Annotated in this window: 16 protein-coding genes and 2 riboswitches; all 16 genes read right to left on the reverse strand. The window is 49.3% G+C overall.

The features are described 5' to 3' along the window. Positions 1 to 43: 43 nt before the first annotated feature. Positions 44 to 1042 carry a CotS family spore coat protein gene (locus DCMF_RS14055; protein ID WP_214659344.1) on the reverse strand — a complete coding sequence of 333 codons (999 nt, stop codon included), beginning with the start codon at positions 1040 to 1042 and terminating at the stop codon, positions 44 to 46. Positions 1043 to 1357: 315 nt separating this feature from the next. Further along, the gene (locus DCMF_RS14060; RefSeq protein WP_148135001.1) at positions 1358 to 2224 is read right to left on the reverse strand and encodes a tRNA 2-thiocytidine biosynthesis TtcA family protein; all 867 of its coding nucleotides are present in this window, start codon (positions 2222 to 2224) and stop codon (positions 1358 to 1360) included. A 201-nt stretch (positions 2225 to 2425) separates the two neighbouring features. After that, positions 2426 to 2887, reverse strand: coding sequence for a chemotaxis protein CheX (locus tag DCMF_RS14065; protein ID WP_148135002.1), 462 nt, complete (start codon positions 2885 to 2887; stop codon positions 2426 to 2428). A gap of 159 nt (positions 2888 to 3046) precedes the next feature. Further along, positions 3047 to 3130, reverse strand: a riboswitch (cyclic di-GMP riboswitch). Positions 3131 to 3232: 102 nt separating this feature from the next. Continuing rightward, positions 3233 to 4462, reverse strand: coding sequence for an NADH-quinone oxidoreductase subunit NuoF (gene nuoF, locus DCMF_RS14070; protein ID WP_148135003.1), 1230 nt, complete (start codon positions 4460 to 4462; stop codon positions 3233 to 3235). 44 nt (positions 4463 to 4506) lie between these two features. After that, positions 4507 to 4953: an NADH-quinone oxidoreductase subunit NuoE family protein gene (locus DCMF_RS14075; protein ID WP_148135004.1), complete on the reverse strand. Its 447-nt coding sequence runs from the start codon at positions 4951 to 4953 to the stop codon at positions 4507 to 4509. A 91-nt stretch (positions 4954 to 5044) separates the two neighbouring features. Beyond that, on the reverse strand, positions 5045 to 7723 hold the full coding sequence (gene fdhF / locus DCMF_RS14080; protein WP_148135005.1) for a formate dehydrogenase subunit alpha: 2679 nt from the start codon (positions 7721 to 7723) through the stop codon (positions 5045 to 5047). Then, a complete protein-coding gene (locus tag DCMF_RS14085; RefSeq protein WP_148135006.1) occupies positions 7705 to 7917 on the reverse strand; it encodes a hypothetical protein in 213 nt (70 codons plus the stop codon). The genes fdhF and DCMF_RS14085 overlap by 19 nt, the downstream gene beginning before the upstream one ends. Beyond that, positions 7910 to 8030: riboswitch (molybdenum cofactor riboswitch) on the reverse strand. (Overlaps the previous gene by 8 nt.) A gap of 132 nt (positions 8031 to 8162) precedes the next feature. Beyond that, positions 8163 to 8852, reverse strand: coding sequence for a DVU_1556 family methyltransferase (gene trsM, locus DCMF_RS14090; RefSeq protein ID WP_148135007.1), 690 nt, complete (start codon positions 8850 to 8852; stop codon positions 8163 to 8165). A gap of 91 nt (positions 8853 to 8943) precedes the next feature. Next, the gene (locus tag DCMF_RS14095) at positions 8944 to 9144 is read right to left on the reverse strand and encodes a DVU_1557 family redox protein (protein ID WP_148135008.1); all 201 of its coding nucleotides are present in this window, start codon (positions 9142 to 9144) and stop codon (positions 8944 to 8946) included. Between the two features lies 1 nt (position 9145). Then, positions 9146 to 11455 carry a pyridine nucleotide-disulfide oxidoreductase/dicluster-binding protein gene (locus tag DCMF_RS14100; RefSeq protein ID WP_148135009.1) on the reverse strand — a complete coding sequence of 770 codons (2310 nt, stop codon included), beginning with the start codon at positions 11453 to 11455 and terminating at the stop codon, positions 9146 to 9148. 105 nt (positions 11456 to 11560) lie between these two features. Continuing rightward, positions 11561 to 14377 (reverse strand): molybdopterin-dependent aldehyde oxidoreductase, encoded by a 2817-nt coding sequence (locus DCMF_RS14105; RefSeq protein WP_148137909.1) that lies wholly within the window; start codon positions 14375 to 14377, stop codon positions 11561 to 11563. 282 nt (positions 14378 to 14659) lie between these two features. Further along, on the reverse strand, positions 14660 to 15970 hold the full coding sequence (locus tag DCMF_RS14110) for a DVU_1553 family AMP-dependent CoA ligase (protein WP_148135010.1): 1311 nt from the start codon (positions 15968 to 15970) through the stop codon (positions 14660 to 14662). 38 nt (positions 15971 to 16008) lie between these two features. After that, a complete protein-coding gene (locus DCMF_RS14115) occupies positions 16009 to 16386 on the reverse strand; it encodes a C-GCAxxG-C-C family protein (RefSeq protein ID WP_148135011.1) in 378 nt (125 codons plus the stop codon). A 32-nt stretch (positions 16387 to 16418) separates the two neighbouring features. Continuing rightward, entirely contained in the window at positions 16419 to 16625 is a 207-nt protein-coding gene (locus DCMF_RS14120; protein WP_148135012.1) for a DVU_1557 family redox protein, read from the reverse strand. After that, complete coding sequence (locus DCMF_RS14125) at positions 16622 to 18994, reverse strand: pyridine nucleotide-disulfide oxidoreductase/dicluster-binding protein (protein WP_257790962.1); 2373 nt, start codon at positions 18992 to 18994, stop codon at positions 16622 to 16624. The genes DCMF_RS14120 and DCMF_RS14125 overlap by 4 nt, the downstream gene beginning before the upstream one ends. A 24-nt stretch (positions 18995 to 19018) precedes the next feature. Further along, on the reverse strand, positions 19019 to 21766 hold the full coding sequence (locus DCMF_RS14130; RefSeq protein ID WP_148135014.1) for a molybdopterin-dependent aldehyde oxidoreductase: 2748 nt from the start codon (positions 21764 to 21766) through the stop codon (positions 19019 to 19021). Positions 21767 to 22020: the final 254 nt, after the last annotated feature.

Raw genomic sequence — 22020 nt, forward strand, 5'->3', positions numbered from 1 at the left:
AATTATATGGATAATTCCCCGCTAATACAACATCAGACCCTTTCTAGATATCATCCTGTCCCAGCCAGGAAAACCACTTTTTATAAAAGAGCCGTTGTTGAATAAAGCGGGAGAATTCTTTCTGCCATTTTTTCAGGGAGGATTCCGGACTCTTTTCTCCCTGGCAGTACTTATGAATGGTTTTATACACATCGTCGGGAAACAGCAGAATGGCCTTTAGAATAGGAATCTCCTCTTGTTTGACAGGACGTACTACATGATAAGACTCAAATAAGGTCCGGGCAAAAGGCAGGGACCAGCCGGTGCATGAGAGAGCGGCAAAAAATAGGGCGCTCAAATCCTGCACAGGCAAATCGAGCCGAAAAGAATCAAAATCAATCACAAAGACCGCGCCGTCATCGTCGATAGTAAAATTTTTAGCTTTGATGTTACCATGGCACAGCATGGGCCTTGTGTAAATTTCCTCTACCATGCTTTGGTAGGCAGATTTTCTTAATAATTCTAATGCGGCCTCGGCCGTTTCCAGTACGAGAGGAGCATCTTTGCTCACTTCCTCCTCAAAAATATTTTGGGGATTTTTAAACCGGTCAAAGGCCTCCTTCATTTCTTTAATCCGCTTCGGGAAGCGGAACAGCCATTTTCCGGAGAAATAGTATCGCTCCACCTGGGGGGGTAAATAAATGTTTTGGGACATGAGATGAAAGGCCGCTAATTCTTTAGCGGCTAGGGTCCATTCTGTTTTTGATTCCCCCCGCAAGGGCCGGCCTACCCATTTTGTCAAAACAAAGATGTCCTCATCATTCTTGGCATAGGGCAGGCCGTTCACGGCGGGAAGGAGGCGGGGTGTTCTGGAATAACCCCTTTCCCATAATTGTTCAATGACCTGATAAGCAAAAAGCAGGCGGGCTTTTCCATGCTTCCACCGTTTCAAACAATATTGCCCGTGTTTCGTTTTCACTTTCCAAACAGGGCCAAATTTAGATACTTTCTTAACTTTTTTTCTCCAGTGATGATAAATCATCTTTTTAGCTTTTTCCTTCATGGCATCATCACCCTTCAATTTATCATTTACCGGGACCATCGATCAGAAAAAGGATTCATTATCAAAGATATGTAGAAAAATAGAGGATATTCAAAAGAATTTCCCCGGTATGGGGGCACTAGAAAACTTGGCTTGCGCCAAGCCTCTGGCGACGGCGGAAGCCTTAGTTGCACTTATACTTTCAACCTTTTGAAACTTATAAATTCTGAAAGTATAAAAAAGCCCAGAGGGCTTTTCGGGATCCGGGTACCGGGAAAAACAATTAAATCAAAAAGCCGGAGGTGATTCCCCCGGCCTTGGCGGTACCATGCATCTTTATTCTTCCTGGTAGAAATCCAAATAGGAATGCTTTTTGCCCTCCCGCTGCCAGCCTACAATACAATCCATATTGACATTTTGGGCCGATTTCATAATGAAGTGATCCACGTTCTTAATTTTTTTCTTCAGTTCCTGAATCAAGGCTTTTATTTCATACCGTTTATTGGCCGTCTTTTCCGCAGCCACCATACAAGCGCAGTTAAGAGGCCAAATTCCGTGCTCCTGAGTAAATTTCTCAATATATTGTTCCTCAATATAATAAAGGGGACGGATCAATTCCAGCCCTTTAAAATTGGTTGACCTTAATTTAGGGAGCATGGTTTTGAAGCATCCGGTGTAAAACATATTTAACAAAGTTGTTTCAATCACATCATTAAAATGATGGCCCAGAGCCAGCTTGTTGCATCCCAGTTCCCGGGCTTTAGCATACAATGCGCCCCGGCGCATTTTGGCACAGAGATAGCAAGGATAGTCCTGGGCAATATGATCTACAATTTTAAAAATATCGGACTCAAATAGATGAATGGGAATATTTAATTGCCGGCAGTTCTCCAGGAGTAATTTCCTGATGTCTTCGTGATAACCGGGATCCATGGCAATAAACTCCAGGGCAAAATTTCTCTTGCCATGATGATACAGTTCCTGGAACAACTTGGCCATAATGGTGCTGTCTTTTCCCCCGGAAACTGCAACCGCAATTTTGTCTCCGTCCTCAATTAAATGAAAATCGTTGATTGCCGTAAGAAATTTAGACCAAATCTGCCTTTTATATTTCGTAATAATACTTCTTTCAATTTCCTGAAGGGGGGCCCGCTCACCCTCCGGGATTAATCTATCACAGCCACTTCCTGCCACTTTACCCATCTTTGTCCCTCACTCAAAACAGAATTCAGCATCTATTGATAGGAATAATTTGAGCTAAAACTATTTTTTTCATCCCAAAATATTATAAATCCATTCCACCAAATTAACCAGCCTGTCCTTTATTCCTCCCCCAGGATCCTTCAAAAAATAAAAATTCCGAGATCACTTTTGGGTGCTCGGAATCCTTGTTGCCGCCTACGGCTACATCTCCAAACCTACGTTTATTTCCACCATGCCCACTTCCGTTAATACCTCAACGACTAATGTTTTAACCCGGCTTAACCGCCCCCGCACATTATTCCCCACAATAAGGGTAGGTGGAGAAATCTGGACGGACAGGCCATTTTGCTCCAGACCGATGGAGGCACAGCCCGTAACCATATTTGCCATCTCAGAAATCGCGCTTTGCGCCATCTCATCGAATTCCTCCACAGGAACTCCCATCATCATCATAGATGCAATCCCCTTGGCTGTTTCCTGGTTCATGCTAAAGGCCACGATCCCCCTAATATCCTCCGAAAGGCCGATAAAAGCAGTAACCTCATTGGTCGCCAGAAGCTTATCCTTTAAACTGAGATTCCCTCTTTTTACTTTTGAGAAGCCGTACTGTAACAGTATTTCAAAAAAGGCATCTACAAATGGAGCGACCATTTTAACGTCCAAAAAAATTCTCCCTCCTCAAAACCCGTCTCTTTGTCTACGGTGACCATTCCAGAAGCTCCTGGGAAATTGTGGTCTTCATCTATTGATTTTGCCGGCACAATAAAAGACTCTGCTTGGTTTACCAGAACAGAGTCAGAAAGCAACATCAATGAGATACTCTTCGGTAACTCGGCTGCCTTGGGTAAAACCGTAAGGTCCGTAGTTTTGCGTCGCCGGTTTTCACCGGGTTTGCCTTTTCGGAATTATTATAAAATTATTTTGGGAAGATCATCTTTCTATTATTAATTATGTGTTGAGGGGTAAATATTGTCAAGAGTTTACAAGCCGTATCAAATAATTCTTCTGTCAGACCGCCGCAAGCTTTCGTTCATATTCCTGCCTGAAGTGCTGCAGGGTAGTCAGAATCGGACTTGGGGCAGCCTGGCCGCATCCACACAAACAGGCTTTTTGCATGATCCTGCCTAACCGGGTAATCTTATCCATATCTTCTGCGGTCCCTTTTCCTGCATTGATTCTGGTCAGCATCTCGTGGCACCTGAAGGAACCTTCCCGGCAGGGAGTACACTTTCCACAGGACTCGTGGACAAAGAATTTGGCGATTCTTGTCACAATATCGACCACGTCTCTGGTCCGGTTCATCACAAAGACAGCCCCGGTTCCCAGGGTAGCGTCAATCTTCCGCATGGAATCGAAATCAATGGCCGTGTCCAGCAGGGATTCCGGAATAAAAGCACCGGATGTTCCCCCAATCTGCACCGCCTGGAACTGACCGCCATTTTTCACGCCGCCACCAAAATCATAGATGACATCCCTGATCGTGGTATCGGTAGGTACCTCAATGACAATACAGTTTGCCACATCTCCCGTCAAGGACAGTACCTTGGTCCCGGGATAGCTTTTTGCTCCGATCCCGGCATACCAGTCGGCACCTTTTTCCATAATTGGCCCAATATTGGCAAATGTCTCCACATTGTTGACAATGGTAGGTTTTCCCCAGAGTCCGGATACCGGGGGAAAAGGCGGCTTAAACCTGGGCTCTCCCCGGTGGCCTTCGATGGATTCGATCAGGGCCGATTCTTCTCCACAGACGTAGGCACCTCCACCCATGCGCACTTCCACGTCAAAATCCCCTAAAACCCCTTTTTCCTTGGCTTGGGCAATCGCGGTATTCAAAAGGTCCACTAAAAATGGATACTCACCGCGGCAATAAATATAGCCTTTTTTTGCTCCGATGGCATAGCCGCAGATTGCCATCCCTTCCAGCACACTGTGGGGATCGCTTTCCAGGAGGATGCGGTCTTTATAGGTCCCCGGCTCCCCCTCATCGGCATTACAAATGACATACTTTTCATCCGCAGGTATATTGTGAGAGAAGGACCATTTCAGGCCGGTATTAAAGCCTGCTCCCCCTCGCCCCCTCAGCCCGGATCTTTTCACTTCTTCAATGACGTCCAACCTGCTCATATGACGCGCTTTATTTAAGGACTCGTATCCACCTGTGCCTATATAGTCCTCAATCTTGAGGGGGTCAATTTTTCCCCAATTACGCAGCACAATGCGCATCTCTTCACCCATAGTTAAGTTCCCTCCTCACCTTTCCCAACCCTCACTTGTTTAAATCATTTATACAGGGACAGAACCTGGGATATTTGCTCCCTGTTCAATCCGCCAAAGGGTTTGCCATTCACCGTAAACACCGGGGTATCCTGGCACTGCCCCACACATTCCGCCCACTCCAGGGTAAATTTTCCGTCCTCCGTGGTTTCTCCCATTTTAATACCCAATTCTTTTTCCAAGGCATCAACAACCTCGCTTGCTCCGGCAATATGACAGGGAGCGCTTGCACAGATGCGAATCACATATTTACCCCGTTGTCCCACTTTCAAATAGGAATAAAAAGTAGCCACCCCAAAGGCCTTCGCCAAAGGAAGCCCAAATACTTGGGCCGCTTCACGCACCGCTTCTTCAGGAATATAATTATATTCTCTCTGGATCGCGTGATAGGCTTCAATTAGTCCTCCGGGAAGATCTTTGCGGCTATTGATAATTTCTGTATAATCAGTCACAGCTGGTTCACCTCCATCGCGGATGATAGATTATAAAAACTGTCCTCGGTTGAATTTAGAAGGAACACAGGCACCTGGTCCCCTAGCCGTATTACCCTACTTTTTCGATCTTAACCGCACATACTTTATATTCTCCCGTCTTTGTAACCGGGTCCAGCCCATGACTGGTGAGAACATTGGTGGGGCTTTCTTTATAATGGAACGACATCCAGATCATGCCGGCAGGCACCTTGTTTGTCACCTGGGCCCGTGTGGTAACCTCTCCCCGGCGGGAAATCACTTTCACCTTTTCTCCTGTCCCCACCCCTAAACGGGCGGCATCTTCCGGATTCACCTGGGCCATTTCTTCCGGCCACATGCTCTGAATACCCTTTGAGTAAGGCGTGGTGACATTATAATGGTATAAAATACGTCCCGTCGATAAAAGAAAAGGAAATTGTTCGTCCGGTATTTCTACCGGAGGAATATGCTCGGAGGGCTGGAACAATCCCAGACCCCGGCTGAAAGACTTGCCATGGAGGTATGGTGTCCCCGGATGGTCGGCCGTGGGACAGGGCCATTGCATGCCTTTTTCTTCCAAGCGAGGATAGGAAACTCCCGCCATAGAAGGGGTAAGGGCGGCCATTTCCCGCCAGATTTCCTCCGGATGCGTATAATTCATGGGATAGCCCATGGCATTGCTGATGGAGATAATGGTCTGCCAATTGGCTTGCCCTGGAAGCGGGTTGATCGCTTTCCGTACCCGTTGAATCCGGCGCTCCGTAGAGGTGAAAGTGCCGTCGGTTTCCGCAAAGCTGGCCGCCGGCAGCACCACGTCGGCATACTGGGCGGTTTCTGAGAGAAACAGCTCCTGCACCACCAAAAACTCCAGCTTTTCCAGTCCGGAACGGATCTCATTGGTGTTGGGGTCGGTGAGAACCGGATTTTCCCCCAAAATATACATGGCTTTTAATTCCCCTTCATTGGCCTTTTCAAACATTTGGGGAATCATCAACCCGTTTTCCGCCGGCAAAGTTACTCCCCAGGCGGTTTCAAACTTAGTGCGGGCAGCCGGATCAACCACCCTTTGATAACCGGAGAAAACATTGGGCAGCGCCCCCATATCGCAGGCGCCCTGCACGTTATTCTGACCCCGGATGGGATTCACTCCGGTGTGGGGACGGCCCAAATGGCCGGTAAGCATGGCCAGGTTGGCAATACTCATCACGTTGCTTGTCCCGCATACGTGTTCCGTAATCCCTAAGGTATAAAAGAGCATGGCCTTATCTGTCTTGGCATAAAGACGGGCCACCGCATACAGGTCCTCTACAGGAATACCGGTGAGGCGGGAAACATATTCCGGGGTGTATTTTTCCACGGTTTCTTTCAGAGCGGCAAAATTCTCCGTTCTTTCTTCAATAAAGTTTTTGTCCTGCAAATCCTCTTTAATAATAATGTGCATCAACCCGTTGAGCAGAGGGATATCGGTACCGGACCGGAGGCGCAGCCAGTAATCGGCTTCCTCCGCCAGTTCAATGCGTCTCGGGTCAACTACGATCAGTTTCGCGCCCCGGCGCTTGGCCTGCCGCATTTTATAGCCGATGACCGGGTGCGCTTCCGTGGTATTGGTGCCGACCAACATGAGCAGTTCCGCCCCGCTGATCTCGGCAATAGAATTGGTCATGGCGCCGCTGCCAAAAGTAGTGGCCAGACCGGCCACTGTGGGAGCGTGTCAGGTACGGGCACAGTGGTCTACATTGTTTGTGCCCATCACCGCCCTGGTAAATTTTTGCATCAAGAAATTTTCTTCATTGGTACATCTGGCTGAACTTAATGCGGCAAAAGACTTGGGTCCATACTTTTCCCTGATCTCCGTGAAACGGGTGGAAATCAGATCAATGGCCTCCTCCCAGGAGGCAGGCTCAAATTTTCCCTCTCTTTTAATCAACGGCGTTGTCAAGCGCTGTTCATTGTTGACAAAATCCCAGCCAAACCGCCCTTTCACGCACAGGGCCCGGCCGTTGGCAGGACTGTCCGGGTTGGAAAGGACCCCCACCAATTTGCCGTCTTTCACACAAAGATCAAAATTACACCCGACTCCACAGAAGGGACAGGTCGTTCTGACCCGGTCCAATTCCCAGCGGCGGCCTTTCCCCTGCATCGGTTTTTCTGTCAAAGCACCGGTGGGACACACCGCTACACAATTGCCGCAAAATGTACACACCGAATCCACATAGGGCTTGTCACCGTAAGTAGCCACTTTCCTGTCAAACCCTCGGTTAATATAATCAATATTGTCCTTACCAATGATTTCGGCACAGGCCCGCACACATTTGCCACACTGAATACACTTGTTCATATCCCGCAGTACGAAAGGATTACTGTCGTCAATGGGGTAATGATGTCTCTCCCCGGCAAAGGAACTGTCTTTTACGCCGTACCGGTAGCAGTATTCCGCCAGCCTGCAGTCTCCATTTTTTTCACAGGTCAGGCAGTCAAGAGGATGGTTGGCCAAAAGTAGTTCCAAAATCGTTCGTCTCGTTTCCACGACAAGAGGAGACTCGGTGTGCACCACCATGCCCCGTCCCACCGGGGTCACACAAGAAGCCGACAAAAGCGGGGCTCCTTCCACTTCCACAACGCAAAGACGGCAAGATCCCTGAAGGCTTAATTCGGGATCAAAACACAGCCGGGGGATATCAATGCCGATTTGTTCGGCAGCCTCTAAGATGGTTGTCCCGGCCGGAACTTCAACTTCTCTTCCATCAATCGTTAATTTAACTGCATCCACACACAACACTCCCTTCCATTCCCTATTTTGCATTCCATGGTAAAACAGCGCCTAAAAACCTTCTCTGTCCCAAATGCCGTCCCCACCGCATCCATGGCCATCAGGTTTTCCTCATGTCCCAAGGCTACATGATGATATCCGTCCAAACAAAATAGAACCGGTCCTTTTCTTAGCAGAAAAGACCGGTTTTTCACCCGTTTACCTTCTCTTTTCCACATTGGGAGGCACAACCGTCTCCCGTTGCACCTAAAGGTCAAAGGGCCATAACATCCGTTACAGGTCAATTGACTTGAAGGAATATTCAAGATATTTGATACTATTTTAAACGATCTTGCGCATTCCCACAAGAAAAAATTTTTTTCCTTTACATAAAGTCATTTCTAGTTCTGGGATATTTCTCCACATACTCCCGGTAGTTTCCAGCACCAGGCGGTCTTGTTTATCCGTTATGATCACATTCCTTCCTTTCCTTGTCGGCCAGAGCCAGGAAATATCCCGGTTTCACAAGAGCAATGTCCTGTCCCAACCGGCAATCCCCTAGGACGGATAGGCTTCCGTATTCCCAGATCACTTGGGCCGCAAACTCTTTCCAGACAGCCGTGTGATCCTCCCACAAAAGGCGTCGGAATCCGCATCTATCAAGAAGTTCCTCCCATTTGGCCCTTGTAAGGAAACGGCGCACTTCAACGGCGCTCAGGGCGCTCTCACTGGCCTCCTGCCGGGCATAAACATCGGATATGAGCAGCTTGCCGCCCGGCTTGAGTACATGGGCGCACGCAAGCAGTACATCAGGCTGTTCCATCACAGATAAACTGCATTCGGCAAGAACGGCCTCCCAGCTTCCCTCCGCAAAAGGTAAATTTTCTCCCCGGGCAACCATCAGCCTGCTCTGGGGGTATTCCGCCTGTCCGCACCGGATCAGGTCCGGGGAGCAATCAACACCGAGGGCCTGATATCCCAAGGCATCCAAATGGGCGACCGTGCCTCCCATGCCGCAGCCGAGCACAAGGATGCCTGCGCCTTGCTGCAACTGGGCCAGTTCCAGCAATCTCTCCGTTAATGCCAGCCCTCCCGGACGCATGGCATGACCGGGCAATCCTATCCATGCCTGATTTTCGTATACTCCCATTCCTTCGCCTCCTTTGCCAGGTTGTCAGGGGGGTTGTCAGGGGGACGGGGTTGTTGACACGAGTGTCAACAACCCCGTCCCCCTGACAACCCTACTTGTCTTCCAGAGACATCTCAACCTGGGCTACTTTTCCTTTCACTAACTCCTCCGACAAATAGACCAGACCGCAGAGAGGGCATTTGGGCAATTCTGTAATAAAACTATTTCCTAAATAACTGAGCGTTATTTTTGCCGGTTTCAAATAGACCTTGCACTTGTCGCACATAATAGCTGTATCTTGTTCATTCTGCATATTATCGCTCGCCCTCCCCAATCCGGATCCTATGGCTATACACATTCATTATTTCATAGGAATCCTCCTTTGGCAAATATTCTACCCAATAAGTAATGATGCCTTTTGGGAGATAACTGATGAAATGCTTGCGCTTAGTATCAAAAAGCCTATTTCCCGTGCTCTCTGCGTAATGGATTACCCCTTTTACATCGTCCAGGAGAATCAGCTCCCGGTCCATTTTTTCCTGCACTTCAGCAGGTACCAAGAGGGCGATCCTCTCATGATCCCGTTGATCCATGGTTACATCCACGCCCCAAATTTCTTTTAGCAACTGTTTTTTAAGCGTAATGCGGTTTTCCCACCTTTGGGACAGACTGGGCGGTTTTCTTTTTGCCTCGTGCTCAGAGCCACTTCCAAAGAGCAAATCCAGCATATGCCAGGCAGCTTTGCCGTCGGCGGCAAAGGTATCCCGGCAGTTGGTACAGTAGGTCACATAATGGTATGGGCTGGCCTCGGTCCTCTTTTTGATGATCTCTTGGGCCAGGGTAGGATTTGCGGAGTAAATCAACCCGCCGTAGCTGCAGCACTGGGCATACTTGCCATGGTAAGGCAATTCGGCGATGTGATAGTCCGCTTGCCCTAGCAACTGCCGGATGCTCTCTTGTGTTGCCGGGTCATACCGGCTGGAGCAGGAATCATAAACGGTAACCGTGATCCCATTCCCTCTCGCCGTCTCCTCCGGTAGCCCATATTCCTTGATCACATTCCACAGGGTCACCGCTTTCAGCTCAGGAAGATATTGTTGAAACATCTTCAGGCAGGTAGGGCAGGCTAGAATCACCGTCGGTTTCCCCAGCTTTTCCCAGCTTGTCTGTACCGCTTGGATCACTTGATGGTGCAGTTCTTCCCGGCCGGCCCATGCCGCAGGCGCGCCGCAGCAGCCTAAAGTAAGGGCAACCCCGTTGGGGAGACGGGTGGAGAGATATTGGTACGCCTTGATCACATATTCGGGGCGGGAAGCACCCAGCTGACATCCGGGAAAAAACAGGTAAGAGCTGTTTTCCCGTCCCGGCGGATTCAGGGATAAAAAAGCTTTTTCACCGCCACTGAATTGCATATCCCTGAGCCAAAAATCATGAAACGCCGGGGGCAGCTTGCCGCCCCGGTGTAAAATGCGCCGGCTGCTCAGACAGATTTCACTCATATCAAGGTCCGTGGGGCATACTTCCTTGCACAAACCGCATAAGTTGCACGAATTGATAAAACGGCCCGCCACGACTTCGAACAAGTGTAAACTTTGCTGGATATTGGTAATGTATTTTTTGGGGTACTCCCGATACCGTTCCAGCAATTGACAAGCCCTGACACAGGATTTACATTCACAAAGAAGGCACCTGCCTGCCTCTTCCCCTGCTTCTTCTTTCGTATAGCCGGCACCAGGGCGGGCGGGCAAAACAGCGGGTTTTGGTTCCTGATGGGGAAGATTTGTGTGCAGCCTGGTCTTTTGATAAACTTCCCCTTCCCGCCCTTCCGTTAATGAGGCATTCTTTAAATACCGCTCTATGGACCTGGCGGCGCGCAGACCCTGGGCGATGGAATTGATCGCTGAATCCTCCCCCTCTGTTGCCAGCAAACTGCCTCCCACAAACACGCCCTTTTGGGAACTCTCCAGGGTGAGGGGATGGAAGGATACCCTGTGATCTTCGGCATTAATCAGGTCAAAGGGATCCCCTTCCCTTCCGGTTGCTACAAAGAAGGCATCCCCCTCAAGGCCGTCCAGTTGGTCAACCTTTGTATGAAGAAAGATTTCCAGGTCCTCATCATTCCGGACCAAATCCAGCTCTTGGGAGATGATTTCCGGAGGGAGCATTTCCGGGCTCATCTGCCACAGCTTACCGCCCAGGCGGCCGGATTGTTCCAGTAGTTTTACTTGATATCCCTTGCGGGACAGGTTCAGCCCACAACTGAGCCCGCTTAAGCCCCCTCCCACGATGCAGACCTGCTTCTTCTTCCGGGGTATGGCAAACCGGTTCACTGCACTTGTTTTGGTAAAATCAACACAGGCTTTCTCAATCAGCCGAATAGACAGAGGATGATCCAGCTGACTTCTTAAACAGGCCTCTTGGCAGGGCGCGGGGCAAATGCGGCTGATAATACCGGGGAACATGACCTGTTTTTGATAATGTTTAAAGGCGCCTGTGAAGTCGCCCTGCTGCACTTTGGCCATCAGGAAACGCACATCCACATGCACGGGACACTGATTGGTGCAAAAAGCAGGCTCTTCCTGGATACATTTATCCCCTGCACAGAGTATTTCTTTCATGTCCATAAAAGCAACCCCAATTCCGCAAATTTATGGAAACATCCGGATATATTCAAAATATCCTGGCCGCCGGTGAAGGTACAGCCAGGACATGCTCATGCTTGAATCCTTTTACCGGTTTAGCATAAAAGGATTTCTCTTGATCTCTGCGATCCGTTCATACAGGTCTGAGCCCAGGAAATATTTCTTCGGTTTTTGTACCTCACCCTTTTGCCGTGCCTTTAGGCCGGCCAGCACTTTGTCGGGTGTGGCGGGCAACTCTCTCACCCGAACCCCGCAAGCATGATAGATGGCATTGATAATCGCTACATGGGGAGATGTCAAATACAGCTCCGCACAACCGGCGGACCCGTGGGGACCTCTGCTCCTTGGTGTCTCCAGATGATCGATTTCCAGTTGATCTGGGATATCATTGATAAAGGGAAATCCGCAGGAGATTAAGCCTCTGTGCTTCATCACATCGTCATAATCCTCCGTTAAGGCCAGACCCACGCCCTGGGCCAGCCCCCCATAAGCCTGCCCCTCTACGGCCTGCCTGCTGCCGATCACGCCTATATCGGCTTCCAAATTCATTTTCAATACTTTGGTCTTGCCCGTGGCCGTATCCACTTCTACTTCCGCCATAAAAATGCCATAGGTATAGTCCGGCGTCGGATCCCCCTGTCCCGTATTGGGGTCCAGGTCGATGGTATGCCCGGTGGTATCATACACGCCGATATATTTTGTGGGTATCCCTTCTTTGACCATTTCATCATAGGTACGGAAGGTACCGTCGGCTTTTCGCATCCCATGCATCAGCTTCTGGGCGGCATCAAGGGTGGCATTTCCGTTCATATAGTGGGAACGGCTGCCGGAAGCATTTCCCGAGTTGGGACAAATGGCCGTATCATTCATCACCAGTTTGATCTGTTCCGGCTTGATTCCTAAAGGACGCAACGCTTCATGGGTATGCACCAGGGTACCGATATCTCCTCCCTGCCCCTGGTCTTCCCAGGTATTATAATGGGTGATCGTGCCGTCAGGGTTCAGTTCCAAAGCCACTTCAGAATGGTCATTAATACCGGCAGTGACGTTGTACATGCCGCAGGCAATCCCCACACCCCGTTTTTTCTCAGGAGTTGATTCCCGCTTGGCTCTTTCCAGGGCTTCCTGATATTTGGGGCGCAGCCTGTCGATTAATTCCGGCATGGGATAAACATCAAAGGTATGGCCGTTAATGCTCTTGTCACCCGGACGGTACACATTGAGATAACGAAATTCCAAAGGATCCATGCCCACTTTTTCGGCCAGTTCATCCATCAGCTGTTCACTGGCGGCAAAGGTCTGGGGCGAGCCAAAAGATCTAAATGCCGTACTATGGGCATGATTGGTAGTTACTGCTTTGCTCAGGCCAATGGCATTGGGGATCACGTAGGGAGCACCCATAAAACGGATGCCCTTGGTAATCACCCGGGCCACTTCCGTAAAGGCTCCTTTATCATAAGCAATCTCAAATTCCATGGCCAGCAGCTTGCCCTTTTCGTCCGCCGCCATTTTCAGATTGGTAAAGGAAGGTGCCCGTTTACCGGTGAAATGGTGGTGTTCTTCATAGCTGAATCCGAGGCAACAGGGCCGTCCTGTGGCCAGGGTGGCCACAGCAACCAGTGCCTGGGCGGCAGGGGAAATGGTATAGCCGAAGCTGGCCCCGGTGGGATTCTCTATCAGCCGGATTTTATCTGCCGGAACCCCCACCCCGGCGGCGATGGCATTTTTGATCACATAGAGAGCCAGAGATTTACAATGAATGGTGAGCATACCCTTTTCGTCGGTATAGGCCATGGATACATCCGGTTCAATCACCAGATGGGGCTGCCTCTGGGTGTAATAACTGCCTTCTGCCACAAAGGGGGCCGATTCCATGATAGGAGCTGTATCTTCTCCATAAATCAAGGGATATTCATAGTACATATTGGGATAGCCGGAGTGAATCTCCATGGCATCCTCCGCCAAAGCGTCCAATGCGTTTAAGTATTCGGGCAGTTGTTCATAGTGTACGGTGACCTTTTGCGCTGCTGCCCGGGCATTTTTCTCATTATCCGCGGCAACCAGGGCGCAGACGTCTCCGTACCGGAAGATCTTCTCATCCATCAAAATGGGCCGTTCCGAGCCACTCATCTTAGAGAGGGGAGACCCTACGGGAAAATTGATCCGGTTGGTTCCTTTCACATCTTGATGGGTGATTACTTTAAAGACACCCGGCATCTCTTCCGCGGCCGATGTATCGATAGAAATAACCCTGGCGTGGGACACGCCGGCAAAAACAGGGGCCAGATGTAAAGCCCCGTCCGGAAGCTTCATATTGATATCGGCGCCATAATCGCAGGTCCCTGTCACCTTGGCCAGGGCGGCCGGTCTGGGATAGGCCGTATTGTATATTCTGCCGTTTTCCGGAATCTTAAAGTAAAGTTCTTCCATAGCCATTTCACCGCGGAGCACTTGGGCCGCAGCCATCACAGCATCCACGAGAGGCTTGTACCCCGTACACCGGCAGGCATTACGGTGTTTCTGGAACCAGTCCCGCACCTCCTGCCGGGTAGGCTTGGGATTTGTGTCCAGCAGTCCTTTGGCCGAAACAATAAATCCCGGCGTACAGAAACCGCACTGCACTCCCCCATAGACAATCCAGGCAAGCTGCAGGGGGTGCAAATGATCCGGGGTGCCGATTCCTTCGATGGTGATCACTTTGCTATATTCGGGGACCGCCTTCATCTTTCTCGCACAGGACCGGACAACTTTACCGTCCAAAATCACGGAGCATGCTCCGCATTGTCCGGTCCCGCAACCCACTTTTGTTCCGGTAAGTCCCAACCGTCTCAAAACATCCGCCAAGGTGTCCTGGTCCGGGTCACAGAGCAGAATACGCTCAGATCCGTTGATATTAAGAAACATTTTTCTGAAAGCCACTCACTTTTCCTCCTTTGCGTTTTTCGATCATGACCAGAAATTGGGGCAAAAAATTAGACTCCCGAAACATAGAATAGCAAAAACCATACCACATTTGAGAAGGCGCGAAAACCCTTTTATTACGCTATTTTGGGGTGAAGAAAAAAATGGCCCCATGAAAAAATGCATTAACTTTTCCCATTCATAGAGAAAGTGGCTGCTTTTAATCATGTGCCGTTAATGCTTTTTTTAATGAGAAAATGCAATTCTGCATTAAGAAATAGATTTTTACCCCCTCAAGTCCCTAATTTTGCGTTTACCATTTGCATTGGCAGAGAAAACTTTTTGCCCGGCAAAAGTAAATTGAGCAAAAATTTTGGCATCCATCAGCATGCTATGCAAATAATCCAAGTCTTCCTCCCTTCCCTGGTCCGGGAACTGGGCAGAGATAGTGAGAAAATCTTTCTGCCCCTCTTCCGTTAAAACGGCTTCATAATCGAGTAAACGAGGATAATTAAAAAGCACATCATCCAGCATATTGATGGTCAGCACCTGGTGATGAAAAGGCTGCCTTTGGCTTAAACGGCCGGAAATTTTTTGCAAAGTTTTTAACCTTGTCCCGCAGGTACAAGGTTGATCCAAAAATCGGCTCAAGTCGCCGGTGCGATACCGAATCAAAGGCATCCCTTTTCTGGTTAAGGTGGTGAAAACGATTTCCCCAACGCAGCCGTCCGGCAAAACCTCTTTGGTCTCGGGATCAATGATTTCAAAGTAAAGATCGGCTTCTCTGAGGTGATAGCCCCTACAGACATCACATTCCAGGCCTCCGCCTAAACCCATTTCCGTCATGCCGTAATGGTCAAAAACAGCACAGTGAAACGCATTTTTGATTGCCTTGACCAGGGAGGGAGCGGAATAGTCGGCCGAGAGCAGGATGCTTTTCATTGCCGTCTTCCGGTCCGGATAGCGGTATTCCTTAAGCCTGGCCAATTGGTATACCTGAGTGGGAATGCCCACGATGCCGGTGATTTTTTGCTCAAAAATCAGTTGTAACACCCTGTCGTAATCATCCACGAAACCATAAGGAATGCCCCGGCAATGAAACCGGCTTAACCCGGTTAACAATAAATCCCCCACACTGCCGGGTCTTGCTCCCGGCATCAGAATCAAAACACGATCTCCCGGACCGACGATGGTTTCCATGCCATGATGGAAGTAATCTGCCGTTAATTCCTGATCTTCCTCCGTAAAGAAAATCCTTTTATTCTGTCCCGTGGTTCCCGAGGTATTTAAGGTGACAATGCGGTGAATTTGATTCTGATTGACGCAGACCAATCTCTGGGGATGATCAAGAATATCTTCCCCACCGGTAAAAGGAATCCGGCTCAGGTCGCTCCAATCCCTGATCTCATCTGCATGGACTTGCTGCAACAATTCCCGGTAGAAGCCGGAATTCGCTTTGGCATAGAAGATGGTGTCTCTAATTTTGCCGATTTGATATTCCCTCAGCCGGCTCACGTTGAGATCCTCTCCCGGAAAATCACCTATTTTTGCTTTAATCCACCGGTCTAACGGGTAACGCTTGCCCTGATCTGTCATCTGCCTGCCCGATCCTTTCCCAGGTGCAAAAATACGGCCTAATCGGCCAGCTCATCATAAATCTCCCTGATTTTTTCATAGGTACGGCATAAAATAGCGGGACATACTTCCGCTTTCACTTTTCCCTCCAGTAACTCCGAACAATTGACGGTTCCATAGGTGTTATGAAACCAGTCTACCAATTCCATGGTGGCCCGGACATCGTCTTCGGGAAGAAGCATCGTTAAAGCAACCGCACCCGCGCTTAAACACCCGCATAACTCTCCTGACTGTAACCCGTTGCATAAGCCTTTCATGGAATTTACCAGTTCTTCATTATCTTTCTCCAATAAATCCAGCGCTAATTGCACCATAATTTGGCTGCAACAATAGCCTTTGTTTTTTAAACTCAAGATCCTGAGCTGATAGTCTTCCATGATTACTCTTCCCCCTTTTTTTCCTGAAACTCCTATTTATCCTCAAGAGTTTCTTCGACTTCCAAAATTTTACCCAGCGCCAGCTCTTCGGAAACATAGGTTAAGCCGCATTTCGGGCATCTCAACAGTTCCACCGGAAAAGTGCTTTTTAAATAATTGATATTGATCTTTTCCTCTTCCAGCAGCAGGTCGCATTTCAGGCATTTTAATTTTTTGCTGTTGCTGTTTTTATTCTTCATGATTCTTTTAAATCCTCCATCAACTGTACGCGATGGCTGTATGCTTTATGAACCAGATAGACATTATTTTCTCCGGGGGAATATTCCACCCAGTAGGTAATGAGGTCCGGCTGGTAATGGGCAATGAGATGATTGGTTTCCGGGTCTAAAATTTTGTATCCCGTCTTCTCCCCATGATCAATTACTTTTTTAATGTCTGAAATCAGGATCAACCGCTCCTCCAGATTTCTTTGCACATCCTCATCTAAGATAATTTCTATGCCCTGGGATTCCTCTAAAGATTCCATAGACTCACGCCATAGGTTTTTTAACAATTGTTTCTTCAGCCTGACCCTGTTTTCCCGTTTTTGGGAATAACCGGCCTTTTTTTTGCCCGCCTGCTCTTGATCCCCCTGATCATAGATTAGATCCAGCAAATGATAGGTGGGTTTGCCTTTTTGGGCCAGATATTCCCGGCACACGGCGCAGTAAGTGAGATAATCATGATCGCTTTCCGAGATCCGCTCCTGGATCATGCCGTCGGCAATTTTTTTATTGGCATAGGAGACCAAACCGCCATAGCCGCAGCATTTGGTTTTTTCTTTGCTGTAGCTGAGTTCCTGAAAAGGATAGCCCATTTTATGCAAGATGCTGCGTACCGCATCCTGAATTTGGGGCTCATCTCTCGTGGTACAGGGATCGTGTACCGACAAAATCTCTGGATGAGGTTCCTTGATGTCCGGAAAGTCAAAGGATTGCTCAAATATTTCCCACAAAGAAAGGATGCCCATGGAGGGAATATTTTTTTTGAATACGTGCAAGCAAGTAGAACAAGCGGCAATGATCCGGGGGGACCCCATGCCTGCCCACTTTTGCTCCAGTTCCCTTAATGACGCTTGGAACAGTTCCTTTCTTCCTGACCAAAAGGCGGGCGCCCCGCAGCACTGTAAAAACAAGCCTACGCCTCCGGTTAATTTTTCTCCTAAAAAAGTATAGATTTTTTCGATATATTCCGGATAGAGAGCGGCCAACTGGCAGCCGGGGAAAAACAGGTATTGGCTTTTGGCCCATCCGGGCTGATGTTTGATCAATTGGAATTGGCCGCTATTGCTAAAAAGCATATCTTGCACAGGAAAATCATGGACCGCAGGAGGCATGACCCCTTTTCTGACCATTTCCTCCCGGGCCTGGTCGCACACGAACCCCATATCTAATCCCGTAGGACAGACCCGGGCACAGAGTCCGCAATAGGTACAGGAATTAATCAGCCTTTTCGCGGTTTTTACCCCCATCACAATGGCTAAATTATTGGAAATTTCCCGGATGTACTTTTGGGGATAACTTTCAAAGGCCGCCAAATACCGGCATGCTTTCACGCACTCCATGCAGCTGCACTGCAGGCATCGGGCAGCTTCCTTCCGGGCCTCTTCCGGAGTAAAACCCCTTCCTTGGGGAGATACTTTCCCCTCTTTCCCCATGTGGTCGATCCGGGTCACCAGTTGGGTCTCATAAGGGCCTTCCTTCTCTCTGGCCTCCGTCAAGGAAGATTTCTTTAAGAACCGGTCTATAGAAATTCCCGCTCTTTTCCCGTCGGCGAGGGAAAGGATGGGAGAGTATGCCTGATCTTTTCTCGTCCCGCTTCCCCCGGCAAAAACCCCCGGTATCTTTGTTTCATAGGTAAGGGAGTTGACCTGGTCCGGGAAGAAAAATCCACTCAGGCCCGCTCTACCGGTACCCAGATACACGGCATCACATTGATCCACAAGGGCGGCAAACATTTCCCCGTCAATTCTGGTCTCTCTCTTTTGTTCAATCTCAAAGTAATCCAGCAGGGCTAAATCCTTTTTGATGGCCTCCCGGGGCAGTATCTCTTCCGGATACTGCCAGATTTGTCCCCCCAGGCAAGGTTTTTGCTCAAAGAGGGTCACCGGATAACCCTTTTCCGATAAAAAAAAGGCTGCCGCAAGACCGCTCAACCCGCCCCCAATCACGGCCACCTTTTGGGATTTTTTTCGGAAAGGCTTTTTCCAGATATTTTTTTCCCCATCGCCATAGTCTACGCAGGCCCTTTCCAATAAAGAAAGAGAAATGGGCTCATCCGCGTCTTTCCTGAGACATTTTTTTTCACAGGGATGATCACAGATTCTGCTCATGATCCTGGGAAAATAGACTTTTTGCCTGAAGCTGTTTAAGGCGGAAGTAAAATTCCCTTCCCCAATTTCTTTCGTCATCAGTAACCCACCCACATGGACAGGACAGGCCGCGGTGCACCGGGGAGGGAATCCTTGAATACAGACATTTTCCAGTTCCAGCAATTTTTTTCGGTCCATTTTTGTCTCCTCACCCTGAAAATGAGTTTTGTAAAGAGAAATATCAGGGGGACGGTGCACCGTCCCCTGACTTGCTGACTCGAATCATTCCTGGTGGTTGTCCTTCAATCCGGCCAAGATCTTTTCCGGCAGGGCGGGCAGGTATCTGATTCTCACCCCGCAGGCATGGTAAATAGCATTAATAATCGAAGCATGGGGACTGGTCAAGGGAGCTTCCCCTACTCCGGAACAACCAAACACACTGTGTTCTCTTGGTGTTTCTAAATAATAAATATTTAATTCGTCAGGCACATCTTCAATGAAAGGCAGTCCGCACCGGATCAAGGTGGTATGTCTGTGAATATCCTCGAAATCTTCACTTAAGGCCAGCCCGATCCCTTGCGCCAAACCGCCTAGAACCTGGCCGTCCACCACGGTCTTATTGGCGATTTTGCCGATATCAATGCCGGCAGTCATTTTCAGCACTTTGGTTTTTCCCGTTTTGATATCCACTTCCACTTCGGAAACGAAAACCCCGTACATATAGGCTACATAGGGATTGAATTGGCCTGTTTTCGGATCAAGGATGGTGCACAGATGGCCGGTCGCAAAGTTGCCCGTATATTTCGCCGGAATTTCCTCGGCCACCATTTCCCCGTAGGTCCGATAGGTGCCGTCCTCCTTCTTCATGGCATCGATTAATTTCTGGCAGGCATCGGCAATGGCATTGCCGACCATAACCTGACTCCGGCTCCCTGCCGCCATGCCGCTGTCCGGACAGCAAGCCGTATCGTTCATGACAAGTTTAATCTGCTCGGGTTTGATGTTTAAGGGAAATAAGGCTTCATGGGCAGAAGCTAAGGCGCCCATATCAGATCCCTGCCCATGATCTTCCCAGGTGTGATACACGGCAATTTTCCCATCGCTTAACAATTCCACAGCCGCCTCGGCCACATCCGCACTGTCGTTTCCCACCACGTAAATGCCTAAAGAAATCCCCACCCCCCGTTTTATATCCGGGGTAGACTCCTGCTCTGCTCTTTCCTTTGCTTCATAATAAACAGGGCGCAGCGCATCAAAAAGCTGGGGCAGGGTATAGACATCGGACCGGCACCCGGTAGGAGTGGTATCGCCTTCCCGGTATAAATTCCGGTAGCGGAACTCAAAGGGATCTAGTCCTGCTTGATAGGCCAGCTCATCCATGCAGCTTTCCGAGGCAAAGAAACTCTGGGGGGAACCATAGGCCCGGAAGGCGGAACCAAAAGCATGGTTAGTAAAGGTGACCCGGCCTCGCCCCCGGATATGATCGATCTTATATCCGGCGCCAATCAGCTGGTTGCCCTTGGTGCATAAAAGATCGCCAAACTCGGAATAAGCGCCGTGGTCCACGATGAAATCATATTCCATGGCCAGCAGTTTACCGTCTTTATCGGCACCCATGGTTAAGTCGACGAAAAAGGGCGACCTTTTACCGGTATAAGTAATTTGTTGGTACATATTGTATTCCAGATAAACCGGTTTTCCCGTGGACATCACCGCTACGCCCAAAATCGCTTCCAGGGTAGGGCTCAATTTGTACCCGAAGGTGCCGCCGGCGTTGTTCTGAATTAATCTCAGTTTTTCCCGCTCAATACCTAATCCCTCAAAAATCATATCCGCATGGCAATAGAGGGCCACGCTCTTGGAGTGGATGGTTAAACGTTCTTCCGCATCATAATAGGCAAATCCCACGTCTGGTTCCAAGACCAGGTGGGGCTGTCTTTGCAGGTAATATTGTGCGCTGACCACATACGCCGCCTTTTCCAGGAGGGGTTTGGTCTCCCCACCTTTCACGGTGGGCTGTTCAAAAAAGACATTGGGCGTGCCGGGGTGGATTTCCATGGCATCTTCTGCGGCCGCTTCCAGGGCGTCCATATAGGCGGGGAGTTCTTCCACCTCAACTTTTACTTTATCCGCAGCGGCCCGGGCATGCTCGATGGTATCGGCACAGACAATAGCAAGGGCATCTCCGAACTGATAAATTTTCTCATCACATAAAATGGGCCGGTCAAATCCATTGCATTGATTCCAGGGATAGACCACCAACCCGTTGATTCTATTGGAACCTTTCACATCTTTATAAGTAAGGACCGCCTCTACTCCCGGCATCATTTCCGCTGCCGAGGTATCAATGGAAAGAATTTTGGCGTGTGATACCTGGGCCTGCACCAGAGCCAAGTGCAGGGTACCTTCCGGAAGCTTTTGCCCCAAGTCGGCACCGTAATCGCATGTGCCGGTGACTTTTGCAGCAGCGGAAGGCCGTGGCATATCCGTGCCGAAAATTTTTCCGTCCGGGGGCAATTTGAATTTCAAATCTTCTTCGCTTCTTTCCCCGCGCAGCACCTGGGCTGCATCCATCACGGCATCCACAATGGGCCGGTAACCCGTGCACCGGCAGGCATTTCGATGTTTCTGGAACCAGTCTCTCACTTCTGCTCTGGTGGGACTGGCGTTTTGATCCAGCAGGCCCTTGGCGGAAACGATGAAGCCCGGGGAGCAGAACCCGCATTGGGCGGCCCCGTGTTTCATGAAGGCCAATTGCAGAGGGTGTAAGTGATCCGGGGTGCCAATCCCCTCAATGGTGACAATGTTGGCTTCTTCCGGCACTCTTTTCATTTTCAGAGAGCAGGATCGCACCACCTTGCCGTCCAGTAGGACTGAACAAACCCCGCATTGTCCTGCGTTACATCCGATCTTCGTCCCTAACAAGTGAAGCTGGGTGCGCAATACTTGGGCCAAAGTATCTTCCGGGTCAACCATGACAAAAACATTTTTCCCATTGACGATCAATTCTTTTCGGTATAGTATTTTCATATCTCTTTTACTGTCCCCCGCTCATCGTATTGGACATAAAAAACCTATTCCGAAAGATAGAATAGGTCCATTTCTTGCATACAATTATCGGTGAGAACCTATCTCCTTTCTATACGGAGAGGCATATTCGCGTCCCCATATGCCTTGTCGGCCGACAATTCGTAGCAGATCAGCAGGGCACCCCAGAATAACCGGCGCGAAGGTTTTTTCATGATCCGATTCCAGTCTACCTTACCGGGTATTCCAGTGTCAAT

This window comes from Candidatus Formimonas warabiya (genome assembly GCF_002777255.1).
Taxonomy (GTDB): Bacteria; Bacillota; Dehalobacteriia; order Dehalobacteriales; family Dehalobacteriaceae; genus Formimonas; species Formimonas warabiya.